Annotated in this window: 4 protein-coding genes; 2 read left to right on the top strand and 2 right to left on the bottom strand. The window is 57.9% G+C overall.

Going from position 1 to position 16,865, the window contains the following annotated elements:
• Positions 1 to 232 precede the first annotated feature (232 nt).
• Positions 233 to 12,826, top strand: coding sequence for a DUF7507 domain-containing protein (locus tag WG939_RS11560; protein ID WP_339985953.1), 12,594 nt, complete (start codon positions 233 to 235; stop codon positions 12,824 to 12,826).
• A 124-nt stretch (positions 12,827 to 12,950) separates the two neighbouring features.
• Here WG939_RS11560 and WG939_RS11565 read toward each other — a convergent pair whose 3' ends face one another.
• Positions 12,951 to 14,297, bottom strand: coding sequence for an FN3 domain-containing metallophosphoesterase family protein (locus tag WG939_RS11565; protein WP_339985955.1), 1,347 nt, complete (start codon positions 14,295 to 14,297; stop codon positions 12,951 to 12,953).
• Between the two features lie 189 nt (positions 14,298 to 14,486).
• Between WG939_RS11565 and WG939_RS11570 the strand changes: the two genes are divergently transcribed.
• Complete coding sequence (locus WG939_RS11570) at positions 14,487 to 16,172, top strand: alkaline phosphatase D family protein (protein WP_339985957.1); 1,686 nt, start codon at positions 14,487 to 14,489, stop codon at positions 16,170 to 16,172.
• Here the strand turns inward: WG939_RS11570 and WG939_RS11575 are convergent.
• Positions 16,162 to 16,800, bottom strand: coding sequence for a Pr6Pr family membrane protein (locus WG939_RS11575; RefSeq protein WP_339985959.1), 639 nt, complete (start codon positions 16,798 to 16,800; stop codon positions 16,162 to 16,164). The two genes, WG939_RS11570 and WG939_RS11575, sit on opposite strands and share 11 nt — an antisense overlap.
• Positions 16,801 to 16,865: the final 65 nt, after the last annotated feature.

Here is a 16,865-nt window from a genome sequence, read left to right on the forward strand (position 1 = left end):
TGTGAAGCAAGGGGTAATTTTAGGGGGTGAACTATAGTTAATTGAATTACTTCTTATTGAATCTCCCCTTTGAAAGAATTCCTATATTCGCTGGATGTCTCGAAGGACTTTATAAATTACAACTTTGTAGTTTTAACCTGCGAAAAAACCTTGAATTTTCAGGTATCGAATCAATAAACCTTGGGATACTCTTACTCTGAATATCCCTGCCAATATACTTATTGGAGAAACCTTGAAGGTCTTTCAAAGCTCGCGCAAAACTACTATGACTGTGGGGGCGATCATCGCGACACTCGCAGTGATCGCTGGAATCTTGGCAATTCCATGGAACCCAGTCACTCCCGAAGCGGAAGCTGCCGGCCCCACTGCTCCCGCCAGTGGTGCCTTTACCGTGTCCTCTACGGTGACGCCATCGACGCTTCCAGTGGGTGGTGGAGACGTAACGATCACCTACACGGTGACCAACACATCCAAAGAGGGAAACCGCTATCTGTTCTACATGGGCGGTTCCAACTCCATTTGTACTAATGTGACGGCTACCGGTCTCATTCGTGGTGCGTATGACGACTACATCCCGCCAGGAGGAACGGCAACATTCACCTGTACAGCAAGTATTCGCCAGACCACGGACATCAAACAGACCTTCAAGTTTGACTCTTACGATGCTGCGTACAGCACTGGCATCGCCACCGAGACGGTTCAGCTTACGGATAAAGTCACTGTCGCGACCGCCACAGGTGGTCTCGGCACCTGTGATACACCTTGGTACACCGCATTCGATGCGCCGGGCGAAATCGGTACTGTATCCACTACCGGTCAAACCCTAGCCAAGTGGCCTATCAACTTCGTTACCACCCGTCAGACTCAGGAGCGCAACTCTGCGGGACAGCTGCTCTACTGGGCCTACGACTCCTACTACGGCACCTACTACAAGACCACCTACAACACTGGCTCACCAGTAATGGTTGGTGAATACCGCGTGGTCACCGGTTCCTCAGCTATGGCAGTGGATCCAACCAATCCACAGTACGCCTACTTCGGCGGACGTGACGGCGACTGGTTCAGCGACGAGCTTTACCGCATCGACCTGCTGACCGGACAGATCACCTCGCTGGGCACCAGCCCTGCTTTCGCATCGAACCGTATGTCCGTGGATGCTGACGGAACTCTGTGGTCCTTCGCCAATGACGGTGTGCTGTACAGCGTTCCAAACGTGAACTCGCTGACTCAGAGTGCGCCACTGGATGCATACAGCAAGCCACTGTCCTCCACTCAGGTCGTTAGCCACGGTGTGCCTACCTACTTTGATAAGACCTCGGGCACAACCAAGAGTTTCGCATCTCTGCAGTCGGGCGACATCGCCTTCGATGGTGCTGGAACGATGTATGTTCTGGCAGCTCCAGCATCGACTAGTGGAAGTAAGGTCCCGACTGTTCTGATCGCCATCGACCCTGATCAGCTGACCAAGTCCTCCGGCGTGGTGGGCAACCTGATCGGGGACATGGGTACGCCAACGCTGGGAAGTTACTTCAACGGCCTCGCTTTTGATACCAAGGGCAACCTGTACGCCTCGTCGACCGACGCGACTACCAACACCTCCGGGCTCTATGTCATTGACATGAATACGGGTAAGCCGACTTTGATCACGACGTCCGGTGTTTCTGGCACTACATGGGGCGACCTTTCTTCCTGTGCACTGCCAACCCCGCGTCTGACGGTAACCAAGACGGCGAATCCGAACCCGGTTCCGGAAAATGGCATCGTCACCTACACCATTCAGATCAAGAACATCGGTGAGATCAACGCCACCGGCGCTACCTTCCAGGATGCGATCCCTGCTGGCACGACTTACGTTGCTGGTTCCACCAAGCTCAATGGCACCGCCATCGCTGACGTGAATGGTACGTCCCCTTACGTCACCACTCGTGAAGTGCACGGCACCATGACCAACTTCGCGGGCGTTATTCCAAAGGGCGACTCCGCTACCGTGACCTTCCAGGTCAAGGTCGCCGCAGGGCAAACCAAGGTTTGTAACCAGGGCACTGCAACATTCATCTCTGGCGAAGGTGCAATCCTCTCTGATGATCCGACGCAGTCCGGTGGTGCTGACTCGACATGTGTGGATGTGCTCAAGCCAAGTGTCCAAATTGTGAAGAGCATCAACAATAACGATGCCAACACGGCACCTGGTGTTTCGGTTCCGGCCGGATCGAACATGACGGTCACATTGGACGTGACCAACACCGGTAACGCTCCACTGACGAATGTCACCGTGACCGACAACCGAGTGGCAGCTAATTCGATCGTGTGTGAGGGTTCTTCCCAGAACAACAACATTGTTGACCGCATTGAAGCTGGCCGTTCGACCACCTGTACCGCGACTTTGCTCGCCCCTGCGCCAGGTCAGACGCACGCAAACACCGCAAACGTTGTTGCTGTGCCGACGGTTCCGAATCTGCCTTCTCAACCACCAGTGTCTGACACTGACAATGCTTATGCATTTACCCCGGGCACTCCAGCTATTTCCATTTCCAAGCTGATCAACGGTGACCCAGCTGATACTGCGCCAGGTGTCCAGGTGCCAATCGGCAAGCTGATGAACATCAGCTTCGTGGTAACCAATTCCGGTACCTCGGTTCTGAACAATGTAAAGGTCACGGACGATAAGGTCCAGAACATCCTGTGTCCTAAGACGACCCTCGCAATTGGTGAGTCCATGACCTGTACTGGCGCGCTGATGGCTCCGGCCCCAGGCGTTCAGCACACCAACGTTGCAACCGTCACGGCAGTCCCTGCGCTGAACCCTGATGGCACTCAGCCACCAAACGTTACGGCAACCAACCCAGCAAACGCTTACGTGCCGGTATTGGCGTCCATCGATCTGGTGAAGAAGATCAACGGCCAGGATGTGAATGAAGCTCCTGGTGTGATCGTTGAACCTGGACAGCCACTGAATGTCACCTTCGAAGTGACCAACACCAGTAACGTGCAGCTCACCGGTGTGAAGGTTACCGACGACAAGCTGACCAACATCACGTGCCCTAAGGACGTTCTCGCCATCGGTGAGAAGATGATCTGTACCGCGACTTTGCCTGCGCTGCAGCCTGGTCAGGAACACGTCAACACCGCGACTGTGACCGGTATTCCGCCGAAGAACCTTGACGGAACCCCAGCTACCCCGGTTACTGACACGGACAAGGAATACGCTCGTGCGAAGGCAGCCCCTGCCATCGAGGTGATCAAGAAGATCAATGGCGATGACGCCAACCTCATCCCAGGCGTTGCCGTGCCGCAGGGCTCCACGATGAACGTCACCTTCGACGTCACCAACAAGGGCAACCTGCCACTGGTGGACGTCAAGGTCACCGACGACAAGATCACCAACATCACCTGCCCGAAGACCACTTTGGCTGTGGGGGAAACCATGCAGTGCACTGGCACCATGCCAGCACCGGATCCAAACGTGCAGCACAGCAACCTGGGTACCGCGACCGCGTCTCCTCAGCTGCCAGACGGCACGCTGCAGGCCCCGATCAATGACACCGACCCGGCTAATGCCTTCGTTGCTGCTGCGCCAAAGATCGAAGTGATCAAAAAGATCAACGGCGATGATGCCAACACCGCACCTGGTGTGACCGTCACCGAGGGCCAGACCCTGAACTTCACCTTCGAAGTCCGCAACACCGGCAACGTGACTGTCACGGACGTATCCGTCACCGACGACAAGGTCGTGGGCATCGAGTGTCCTAAGACCGAACTCGCCGCCGGTGAAACCATGATCTGTACCGCCACCGGCACCGCAGCCGCACCTGGCGTCCAGCACACCAACACCGCCAAGGTTGTTGCGCAGCCACCAACGCTTATCGACGGCTCCACGCCACCAGTCATCACCGATGACGACCCGGCTAACGCGCTGGTTCCTGCTGCTCCTGGCATCAAGATCATGAAGAAGATCAACGACGATGACGCCAACACCGCACCTGGCGTTTCCGTCGGTGAGGGCTCCGAAATGGCCATCTCCTTCGACGTCACCAACACCGGTAACGTCACCCTGACGGGTGTCACCGTCACGGACGACAAGATCCCTGCCGGCAGCATCACCTGCCCAACCGATACGATCCTGCCTGGCCAGACCATTACCTGCCACGCTGTTCTCCCTGCGCCAGCTGTGGGCACCCAGCACACCAACACCGGCAACGTCACGGCCAACCCGCCTGCTAACCCGGATGGAACCCCGGCGACCCCGGTGACGGCAGAAGACCCTGCTAACGCCACCGCCGTCGCAAAGCCAGTGCCTGGCATCAATGTGGTGAAATCCGGCAACGGCTTTGACGCGAACGCCGTTCCAGGTATCAAGGTGGAGCAGAACTCGACCATCAACTACAACTTCCATGTGTCCAACACCGGTAACACTGTGCTGAACAACGTGGGCGTCACTGACGACAAGATCGCGAACATCGTCTGCCCGAAGAACACCCTTGCCCCAGGTGAGGAAATGGATTGTACTGCCACCGGCCCAGCACCGGCTCCGGGTGAGCAGCACACCAACATCGCGACCGCTTCCGGCACCGATCCGGCGGGTACGACCGTCACCAACGAGGACCCATTCAATGCCTACGTGCCGAATGCTCCAGCTGTGACGATCAAGAAGATGATCAACGGCGATGACGCCAACACCGCTCCTGGTGTCAGCGTTGCCGAGGGATCCCAGATGGAGATCACCTACCTGGTCACCAATACCGGTAACACCGAGCTGACCAACGTAGTCGTTGGCGATGACAAGGTTTCCACCATCACCTGCCCGCAGACCACCTTGGCTGCTGGCGCGTCGATGACCTGTTCCGCAACGCTTGCGGCTCCTGCACCAAACGAGCAGCACACCAACCTTGGTTACGTCACCGCGGATACGCCACCAAACCTAGATGGCACACCAAACAGCCCGGTATCAGCAGATGACCCAGCAAACGCCATCGTCCCTGCTGCGCCAAGCATTCAGGTAGTCAAGAAGATCAACGGCGACGACGCCAACACCGCGCCGGGAGTGACGCTTGCCGACGGCGAAGCCATGAACTTCACCTTCGACGTCACCAACACCGGCAACGTGCCATTGACGGGTGTCACTCTTGAGGATCCATTCCTCACGTCCATCGCCTGCCCAAAGGTTGACCTCGCCCCTGGCGAGACCATGCAGTGTACTGCTGGAGCCGAGGCTTCGGCCCCTGGTCAGCAGCACACCAACAATGTGAAGGTCACGGCAACCCCGCCGAATAATCCGGATGGTTCCGTACCACCAGTGGTTACCGATGAAGACCCAGCCAACGCAATTGTGGAGGCAAAGCCTGGCATCGACGTGACCAAGTTCCTCAACGGTGATGATGCCAACACCTCCCCAGGCATCACCGTGGCCGAAGGCTCTACGATGGCCGTGGCAATCCACGTGGTCAACACGGGTAACGTGCCACTGGTTGACGTAAAGGTCACTGACGATAAGGTCACCGACATCACCTGCCCGAAGAACACGCTGGCAGTGGGCGAAGACATGTACTGCCTCGGTTCTATCGCAGCACCTGCCTCCGGCACGCTGCACCAGAACACCGCCACCGGCACGGGCGCAGTTCCGAATCCTGACGGCACCCCAAGCACGAATACCGTCACCGATTCTGACCCAGCATTCGCAACTGGCACCGACAAGCCGGCGCCTGCCATCGAAGTGATCAAGAAGATCAACGGCGATGACGCTAACTCGGCACCAGGCGTTCACGTTGGTGAAGGCACGCTGATGGATGTGACCTTCACGGTCACCAACATCGGTAACACGGACCTACGCAACGTGACAGTCACTGACGACATGATTTCGGCCGTCACCTGCCCGAAGACCGAACTCGCCGCTGGCGAATCCATGGAATGTAGCGCACTCGTCCCAGCTCCTGCTGTGGGTGCCCAGCACACCAACATGGCTACAGCTACCGGTACCCAGGTCAACGCCGACGGCAGCGATGGGGCAGTGGTGGATGACACCAACCCTGCCAACGCCGTTGCCGATGAAACCCCTGAACCGATCATCGCGATCATCAAGCGCATCAACGACGATGACGCCAACACCGCTCCAGGTGTTGAGGTGGTCCCAGGTTCCACGATGAACGTCACCTTCGAGGTCATCAACCTCGGCAACACCGTCATCACCAACCTCAAGGTGATCGACGACAAGGTTGCCGCCGGCGACATCATCCCACCGACCTACAAGTACACCCGCGAGGGCTACATCGTGCCATTCGACGGCACCCTGGCTCCAGGTGAATGGACCAGCGCTGACGCGCCACTGAAGGCCCCAGAAGCTGGACAGACGCACGTCAACAATGCCACCGTGACCGGTGACTACACCGCGCCGGACGGCACCGTAACCCCTGTTGAAGATCACGACCCAGCTAACGCATGGGCACCGGGCGCACCGTCCTTCACCGTTGAAAAGAAGATCAACGGCGAAGACGCTGACACCGCCCCAGGTGTGAAGGTCGAACCGGGTTCCACCATGAACATTGAGATCGTGGTGACCAACACCGGCAACGTGCCTCTCACCGAGGTCACCGTGACCGACGACAAGATCAGCAACCTCACCTGCCCTGCAGATACGACGTTGCCGGTCGGTGGAACGATCACCTGTACTGCCACGATGCCTGCCCCTGCAGCCAACGAGCAGCACACCAACACGGCGACCGTCACGGCGAAGCCGCCTGCGAACCCAGACGGCAACACCCCAGAGCTGCCTCCTGTGACTGACCCAGGCAATGCTTACTCCGGCACCTTCGCTGACATCTCCATTGAGAAGCGCATCAACGGTGATGACGCTGACACTGAACCAGGTGTTCTGGTTACCCCAGGCTCGATGATGAACATCGAGTTCGTGGTCACCAACACCGGTTCCGTGAAGCTCTCGGACGTTAAGGTCTCCGACAGCAAGATCCTCGACGGCATCACCTGCCCGAAGACGGAACTTGCCTCCGGCGAGGAAATGATCTGTACCGCAACGTACCCAGCTCCTGTGGACGGCGGCATGGTTCACGACGACGTCGCGACCGCAGAAGGCACGCCTCCAGTCAACCTCGACGGCACCGTCCCTCCATCGCCAAAGGCTTCCGACCCTGCGTACGCTCACACCCCAGGTGTGGCCGGCATCCAGGTGATCAAGAAGATCAATGGTGACGACGCGAACACTGCACCTGGTGTCCTTGTGACCCCAGGCCAGCCGATGAACGTCGAGTTCGAGGTGACCAACACCGGTTCCGTCGACCTGACGGAAATCAAGGTCACCGACGACAAGATCGCTGCAACGGACATCGTCTGCCCGAAGGCGGAGCTCGCTCCATTCGAGTCGATGACCTGTACCGCAACGATCCCAGCGATTGATAACGCTCAAACTCACTCCAACGTTGCCTCGGTGGTGGGTAAGCCTCCGGCAAACCCAGATGGCTCCCAGCCACCTTCACCAACGGACACCGATGAGGCGCATGCGCACACCCCAGGTGTGCCAGGCATCTCCATCGAAAAGCGCATCAACACTGATGACGCTGACGTGGCACCGGGCGTGTCAATGCAGCCGGGCGAGACCATGTACCTGACCTTCTACGTCACCAACACGGGTTCCACCGTGCTCAATGACATCAAGGTCACGGACGACAAGGTAGCTCCGGAAAACATCACCTGCCCGCAGACCAGCCTGAACCCAGGTGAGTCCATGACCTGTTCCGCGGAGCTTCCGGCTCCTGCAGGTACCGGCCAGACGCACACCAACGTTGCGACGGTCATCGGCACGCCACCGGCTAACCCGGACGGCTCCCAGCCGACCCCGCCGACTGCAACCGACGAGGCTCACGCCTACACCCCAGGCCTGGCAAGCATCGAGATCATTAAGAAGCTCAACGGCGATGACGCGGAAACCCCGCCGGGTGTGAGCGTCGATGCACTCGCACCGATGAACTTCACCTTCGATGTCACCAACACCGGCCAGGTGCCACTGAAGAACGTGACCGTCACCGACGACAAGCTCACGGGCATCACCTGCCCTAAGACCGAGCTTGCCCCAGGTGAAGGCATGCAGTGTACTGCGATGATGTACGCGCCGACCGACGGCACGCACACCAACACCGCCACGGTTGTGGGTACGCCAAGCAACACCGACGGCACCGATGGCACCCCAGTGACCGACGACAACGTCGCAAATGCCACGATTGTCCCAGCTCCAGCGCCGGGCACCCCGGGCATCGCGATCGTGAAGAAGATCAATGGTGCTGACGCCAATGAGGCGCCAGGCATTCTGCTGGCTGCAGGTGACACCATGGACATCACCTTCGAGGTGTCCAACACCGGTACCGCACCGCTGATCGATGTGAAGGTCACCGACGACAAGGTCGGGGCAGTAACCTGCCCACAGACAACCCTGCTTCCTGGTGAAGTCATGACCTGTACCGCGTCTGCTCCGGCACCGGCTCCAGGCGTCCAGCACACCAATACCGGTACCGTGACTGGCACTGGTACGGATGACAAGGGCAATCCACTGCCTGATGGTGGTGTGGAAGCCAAGGATCCTGCTAACGCCTTCGTCCCTGTCACCCCAGGCAACCCTGGCGTGATGGTGGTCAAGAAGATCAATGGCCAGGATGCTGAACTCACCCCAGGTGTGGCAGTTGAGCCTGGCAAGCCAATGACTGTCACGTTCGACGTCACCAACTTCGGTGACGTTGCACTCACCGGAGTGAAGGCCACTGACGACAAGATCGCCAACATCACCTGCCCGAAGACTGAACTCGCCGCCGGCGAGACCATGACCTGTACTGGTGAACTGGCAGCACCTGAAATTGGTGTCCAGCACTCCAATACGGCGACGGTCATCGGTACTCCGGTACCGAACCCTGGCGAGCCACAGCAGCCACCAGTGACTGACACGGACAAGGGCAACGCCTACGTCCCAGGTGTGAAGCTGGTCAAGAAGATCAATGGCGACGACGCGAACACCGCACCAGGTGTCTCCGTTGAAGCTGGATCTGACATGACGGTCACATTCGAGGTCACGAACACCGGCTTGGCAACCCTCACCGACATCGTTCTCACTGACTCCGTCATCCCAGGCGAACTGACCTGCCCTAAGAAGGAGCTGTTGCCAGGGGAGACCATGACCTGTGAGACGACGCTGACCGCGCCTGCGGTAGGCGTCCAGCACACGAATACCGGCAAGGTCGTCGCAAAGCCAGTGCCGAACCCAGACGGCTCCACCGCCGCTCCGGTCGAGGCCACTGACCCAGCAAACGCCACGCCGCGCGACATCCCGCGTACGCCTGGTATCCAGGTGGTCAAGAAGATCAATGGCGATGACGCCAATGAGCTACCTGGCGTGTCCGTGCGCGAGGGCGAGACGATGGATGTGACCTTCGAGGTCGTGAACACTGGCAACTCGCTTCTCACCCAGGTCGAGGTCACGGACGACAAGATCCAGAATGTCGTCTGTGAGAAGACCGAGCTGCACGTCGGCGAAACCATGATCTGTACCGGCACCATGCCTGCTCCAAAGGCAGGCGAGAGCCACACCAACACCGCTACCGCAGTGGGCGTGGGCGTGGACCTCAGCGGTAAGGAAGTTGGCACGGTTCAAGACACTGACCCAGCAAACGCCACCTCCCTGACCAAGGCTGGCCACCCAGCAATCCAAATCGTGAAGCTGCTGAACGGCCAGGACGCTTCCTCTGCGCCAGGTGTCGCAGTTCCTGCTGACCAGCCAATGGCGATCACCTTCGAAGTCACCAACACCGGTGACGTCGAGCTGACCGGCGTTACCGTCACCGACGACAAGGTCACGGGAATCACCTGCCCGAAGAACGTCCTTGCTCCAGGTGAGCAGATGACCTGTACCGGTTCCCTCGCGGCTCCTGCTGTGGGCGACCAACACACCAACGTGGCCAAGGTCATCGGCACCCCAACCCCTAACACTGGTGAGCCACAGCAGCCACCAGTTGAGGACGAGGACAACGCCAATGCCTACGTTCCTGCCATCGAGGTAGTGAAGAAGATCAACGGCGAGGACGCCAATGACACTCCAGTCACCGTCCCAGCTGACGCGCCGATGTTCGTCACCTTCGAGGTAACCAACAAGGGCCTGGCTGCTCTGATCAATGTCAAGCTCACGGACGACGTCATCAAGCTCGGCATCTCCTGCCCGAAGGACGCGTTGCTCCCAGGCGAGACGATGGTCTGTACCGCAACCGCTCCGGCACCTGCTGAGGGAACTGAGCACATCAACACCGCGACCGTCATCGGTGAGGTTCCACCAAACCCAGACGGATCCCAGGTACCGCCTGTGAAGGACGAGGACATCGCACGCGCTGTTGTTCCTCCAGCTCCAGCGGGTAAGCCAGGCGTCAGCGTGGTGAAGAAGATCAACGGCGACGATGCCAACACCGCGCCGGGTGCGCTCACGCAGCCGGGCAGTATGATGGACATCACCTTCGAGGTCACCAACACCGGTGAGACGAAGTTGATCAACGTTGCTGTCACCGACGATCAAGCCTCCGTCACCTGCCCGCAGACTGACCTGGCAATCGGTGAGACCATGATCTGTACTGCTCAGCTCCCGGCACCTGTAGCCGGCTCCACGCACACCAATATGGCTACCGTTATCGGCACCGGTGTTGATGAAGACGGCAAGGAAGTTGGCAGTGTCAATGACACCGACCCAGCCAACGCTCACACTCCAGCCACACCTGGTACGCCAGGAATCGTGCTGGTGAAGAAGATCAACGGCCAGGACGCTTCCGTCGTCCCAGGCGTGGCAGTTGCCGAAGGTTCCGTCATGGACATCACCTTCGAGGTCACCAACACCGGTGACGTCGAGCTGATGGACATCAGCGTCACCGACGACAAGGTCGCCGGAATCACCTGCCCAAGCACGACGCTGCTGCCGGGCGAGACCATGACCTGTACCGCTACTGAGTTCGCGCCAGCTGTGGGTACGCAGCACACGAACGTGGGCAAGGTCGTCGCAACGCCATCCGATCCGCTCCTGCCACCTGTGACCGACGAGGACAACGCCAACGCGTACACGCCGGGCATCAAGGTGATCAAGAAGATCAACGGCGACGACGCTGACGTCAACCCAGTCACCGTCCCTCGCGGCGTGGACATGTTCGTCACCTTCGAGGTCACGAACACCGGCCTCGCAGCGCTTACCGACGTCCAGCTCACCGACGACGTGATCGCTTCCGGCATCACCTGTCCTCAGACGACGCTGGCGCCGGGCGAGACGATGCTGTGCTACGCAACCCTCCCGGCACCTGCCGACGGAGTTACGCACGTGAACAACGCAACGGTGATCGGTAACGTTCCATCCAACCCAGACGGACCATCCGTACCGCCTGTGAAGGATGAGAACCCAGCCCGGGCAGTGGTCGCTCCTAAGCCAGAGGCAGGCACGCCTGCCGTGAAGCTGGTGAAGAAGATCAACGGCGACGATGCGAACACCGCACCTGGTGTGCGCGTGGATGCAGAATCTGACATGGCTATCACCTTCGAGGTCACCAACGTGGGTGAGACGATCCTCCGCGACGTCATCGTCACGGACGACAAGCTCGCTGACATCACTTGCCCGAAGACGGAAATCCATGTCGGTGAGACCATCATCTGCACCGGTACCCTCAAGGCGCCGACCGCAGGCAAGACCCACACCAACATTGGTGAGGTCAAGGCTCGCGGTTACGACCAAGAAGGCCTGCCGGTTGGTGACGTGAGCGCCACCGATCCTGCAAATGCCTACGCGCTTCCTAAGGAAGGCCACCCATCAGTGGTCATCATTAAGAAGATCAACGGCCAGGACGCTTCTCTGAAGCCAGGTGTCGTGGTCGACGCTGATTCCGACATGGCAGTCACCTTCGAGGTCACCAACAACGGTGACGTCGACCTGACGGACGTGACGGTCACGGACAACAAGATCTCTGAGATCACCTGTCCAAAGAACGCACTCGCTGTTAGTGAGTCCATGACCTGTACTGGAACTCTGAAGGCTCCGGCAATCGGGGACCAGCACGAGAACGTGGCAAAGGTCGTCGCAACGCCGAAGCCGAATGATGGCGAGCCACAGCAGCCACCAGTCAGCGACGAAGACAATGCGAACGCCTACGTCCCAGCGATCGAAGTGATCAAGATGATCAACGGCGACGACGCCAACGAGGCACCTGGTGTCAAGGTCGTGCCTGGCACCTCCATGGAGGTCACCTTCAAGGTCACCAACAAGGGCCTCGGCGCGCTGAATGACATCAAGCTCACTGACGACGTCATCGCCGCAGACAAGATCACCTGCCCGAAGTACGACCTGCTTCCGGGTGAATCGATGACCTGCCGCGCAACGATCGACACCCCAGCGGACGGCGTCCAGCACGTCAACACCGCGAAGGTAGTGGGCCAGCCGCCAGCACTTGCCGACGGCACCCCGGTCAAGCCAGTTGAGGACTCCGACGTGGCACATGCCATCGGAACCACAAAGCCAAGCAAGCCAAACTGGCCTGACATTCCATGGTGGATTATCCCGATCGTGCCAATCGTGGGCGGCCTGATCGGCTCCTCTGAGAGCTCCTCCGGTTCTTCGGAGCCAGGTTCTCCGGTGAAGCCGGCTCCTGGTCAGCCAGGTCAGCCAACCCAGCCTGGTCAACCACAGAAGGGAATTCCAGGCAAGGGCTTCCTCGCACAGACTGGTGTGGAAAACTTTGGTCTGATCGTGGGCATCGCAAGCGTTGCCGCACTGCTCGGACTTGGGTTCCTAGCTTGGTCCAAGCGACGTAAGCAGTAGAAAGTAAAGTAAAACCGCCGAGGTACATGGTGCCTCGGCGGTTTTTCTGTATACCTTGTTCTATCAGGGCGGGCGGCTAGCTTATGAACGTCGGAGCGCTACCGGAGCAAGAACAGGCAGTAGACTATTGTGTTTTCGATGTTTCGGTTGAAGCCGTTGGGGTCTTCGGGTTGGTCAAGGTAACTTTGTCGACTACGTAAGGGCTGTCCACGTTGTAGGTGGTTAGTGTTAGTTCTTCTGGGGTAACCGAAACGTTCATGTAGTCCGGGGTGTAGTCCTGGCGCCAGTAGGCCGTCCAAGGTTGCTCGAGGGCTGGGTCGATGAGTTCGCGACGTGCTCCTGGGTGCGTCACGCCGTTGCGATCGGTGAAGTCGTAGTACTTGCCGCCACCTGCGGTGGTTGTGGTCACGTACAGTACTTCTCCGGCATTGGGGGTGAGGCGGTCGCCGCGTTCGGGTCGCTTAGAAGGGATGACCGGGACTTTGCCATTCATGAGGTGGCTGCGGGTGTAGATGTGGTCGTGGCCCGAGAGCACAAGGTTGACGCCGAGTTCGGATAGCACTGGGGTGAGTTCCTCACGCAGCGCAACGACATCGTCATCGGTCACGTGGCTGCCTTGGGAGAACGGGCCATGGTGGTAGGTCACGATGATCCAGTCGTTTGAGGCGCCATGCTTTGCCACAACCGCACGCAGAAATTCGATGTGCTCTTGGATTTCGGAGGCTGAGGATCGGTTGGAATTCAGGCCGATGAACAGGGCGTTGTTGCGCTCGTAGAAGTAGTTGCCGGTGTCTTCGAGTTCGTTGGGGAGGGAGAAGTGCTCTTGGAAGTGCTTGTTGCCACCGACATAGGTCTCGTGGTTGCCGGCGATCGCTGCGACGGGTGTGGAGCGAAGCTGGGTAGGGGAGAAGTATTGGTCATATTGTGGCTCGATGGCGCCCCAGCCGTCGACTTGATCTCCGAGGGAAAGAATCATTTCGGCGTCTGGGAAGTCTGTTGTTGCGTTGTTAAGAGCTGTCCGCCAGTTAGCACCTTGCTCGTGGTTCTTGAGGTTTACGCCGATTTGGGCGTCCGCAAGGGCGAGGAAGTTCCAGTTCGAATCAAAATCGCTGGTGGTGAAGGTGTAGTGCTCGGACCAGCCATGTTCGTCGGAGCCGACGAAATACGTGTAGGAAGTATTGGCGCTGAGGTCAGCCATGGTTGCTTCCATCGAACGGTAGAGTAGAGCGCCGTTGTTTTGTTCTTTGGCCTCGATTGTGGTGACTGAGCTCGGGTCATTGGTGGGGAAAAACTTGAGCTCTTCAGCGCCCCTGCTGGTGGTGCGCCAGGAAACTGTTGACATTGTCTCGTCAGCGCCCTGACCTAAGATAACGCGCTTGATTGGTCCTGGTTGAGCTAGGGCTGCGGGTGCGATGAGTGCGCTGCAGCTGATCGTAGAGGCGGTCAAGACGGCGATGAGGCGACGTGACATGAGGGGTCCTTCGGTAGGTCTGTTGATGAAAGCTGCAGATCAGTAAAGCAGGCCAAATTTGCTAACAGGCGACCACAAGGTTAAGCGATAGTTATCCCTCCGCTTGTTAGGTGAATCTTAGGTGAAATATTGGCAAATGTTAAGGTTTGGAGTTGCCTAACGAACGATGCGTGTCGGAATCTAAGTCCCATGTCTAACAAAGTCTCTCGTCGATCTTTCATGCAATACTCGGCCGTTGCGGCGGTCACTGCCAGTGCGACAGGGGCGGTTGCCTTTGCGCAAGACGGCGGACGACGAGGTCAGGGACGCATCGAAGAGCTAGCGGGAGCGTCGCAAAGCGAAATGCCCTTTATTCACGGCGTAGCCTCGGGAGATCCATTACCTACCTCCATTATTCTGTGGACGCGCGTGACCCCCGATCGATCGGCTCTACCTGGTTCAACCCTCGGTGACCCCACCGGAGTGCAATGGGAAATTGCCACCGATATGAACTTTGAAGCAGTAGTGGGATCGGGCGAGGTAAAGACCAGCGCTGAAAAGGATCATACTGTCAAGATTGAAGCAGGTGGATTGCAACCTGCCACCGAGTACTTCTACCGGTTCATGATTACAGAGGGTCCATATGCAGGGAAAAAGTCCCCAATCGGTCGCACTAAAACTGCTCCGCGCCGCGATGTTGACCTTCAGAGGCTAAATTTCGCGCTTGCTTCCTGTGCGAATTGGGAAGCTGGTCACTTCGCTGCGTATCGAGACATAGCGACCCGGGGGCAATCGGATGAATTGGATTTCGTGGTGTTCCTTGGTGACTACATCTATGAATATGGAACCGGTGACTATTCGGGAAAGCATGGTGTGGTTCGACCAACCCACCCAGAATGGGAAATTCTCACGCTTGAGGATTACCGCATCCGCTATGGCCATTACCGAACCGATCCAAACCTGCAGGCAGCGCACGCGGCGCTGCCATGGATTGTGATGTGGGACGATCACGAGACGGCGAACAACTCGTGGCGTGATGGGGCGGAAAACCACACCGAGGATACGGAAGGGCCTTGGCTGAGGCGCAGAGACGCAGCCATGCAGGCATACTTCGAATGGCTGCCAGTCCGTGCGACGTCCCCTTCTGAACAGGGGCACCTCTATCGTTCACTGCGGTTCGGCAACCTGCTGGAACTGCACATGATGGACCTGCGTACTTACCGAGATTCGGAAACGTCGTCGGCTAACTTTGGTGACCCAAGTCGTACGATGTTGGGCAGCGAGCAATTCAACTGGGTCTCGGCACAAGTGGCGCAAAATAGTGCTAAGTGGAATGTGCTTGGTAACTCCGTGATGGTCACCCCACTGAAAATCTTTACAATTCCGGGTAACCAGGAAGCCAACGAAGCAATCCAATACGTAAAGCAGCAAAACTCCGGCTCAGCGATCAACTCCGACCAGTGGGATGGCTACTCGGCTGAACGCGATCGATTGCTCGAGATTCTCGCCGCCCAGAACGCTCACACGCTGTTCATTACCGGAGATATCCACTCCGAATGGGCTAATAGCGTCTTTTATCAGGACAAAGAAATCGGCTGCGAGGTAGTGTGCACCTCAGTCACCTCACCGAATATCGATGACCTACTCACCCAAAAGACTGGCATTGAACATGCACCCGATAATTCGACTTCACTACTCGTCGAAGGCATGCTTACCGACGCAAACCCGTGGGTCAAACACCTCGATTTCGACGCCCACGGGTACAGCATCGCGCGCATGCTTAGCGACGAAGTTACCCTTGACTTTGTTCGAGTAGCCAACGTTGAGGATCCAAACTCACCGGTGGAGGTAGCCCTTTCCAAGACCTGGCGGGCCGGACAAGGATTTATTGCTTAATCAGTTGCTTCTCGACGGCCGTCATGGCTGCCAGTAGCAATCCCAAAACGGCCGCCACACCACAAACGTTTCGGATAGCAGCTGGGTATCCCAAAACAGTGGGGTTCAAGAACTCATAAGGGTAGTAGCCGCCAGTGCGGGCCCCACGGCAAAATGTGTAGGCGAGCCACACGGCGGGGATGGTGAAAGACCACGCCATTGCGTTGACTGTCATGTCTCGTTGCTGTGAAATGGTTCGGTCAGCTACCCACAATGCGGGCAAAGCAATAGGCATTGCCGTATGCACAATTGGATTTGTGAATTTTCCAAGGCCTTCAATCACGCTGGTTTTGGCTAGCAAGGTATTAAAAACCACGCCAGTAATCGCTAGCATCGTCACGGCATTGATGCGCAGAAACGCCTCGCGTTGTGGGAGCCTTTCCCGAGCATATTGCGTGGCGATGTAGGTGCCGATAATGTTCGACCACAGCGTGAAATACGAATAGTGTGTGACCAACTTTTGAGAGGGTGTTGCAAAAGCGGGCCAATCCCGAAAAGGGGTGGTGGCGCTTTGGTAACCGGACAAGACAATAGCAAGCCCACCAAAAATACTGGCGGCAAGGCCACCTCGACGCACAAGTTTCCTCATGCCCTCACATTCTAATGATTTACGCGGATCTACTGCGGAAGGCTGTGGCGTCGCATATTTTGTTA

Source organism: Corynebacterium sp. H130, assembly GCF_037572395.1.
Classification (GTDB): Bacteria; Actinomycetota; Actinomycetes; order Mycobacteriales; family Mycobacteriaceae; genus Corynebacterium.

Excerpts from the sequence above, each read along its gene's own strand:
- WG939_RS11565 (WP_339985955.1), bottom strand. The coding sequence starts at position 14,297 with ATGTCACGTCGCCTCATCGCCGTCTTGACCGCCTCTACGATCAGCTGC.
- WG939_RS11570 (WP_339985957.1), top strand. The coding sequence starts at position 14,487 with ATGTCTAACAAAGTCTCTCGTCGATCTTTCATGCAATACTCGGCCGTT.
- WG939_RS11575 (WP_339985959.1), bottom strand. The coding sequence starts at position 16,800 with ATGAGGAAACTTGTGCGTCGAGGTGGCCTTGCCGCCAGTATTTTTGGT.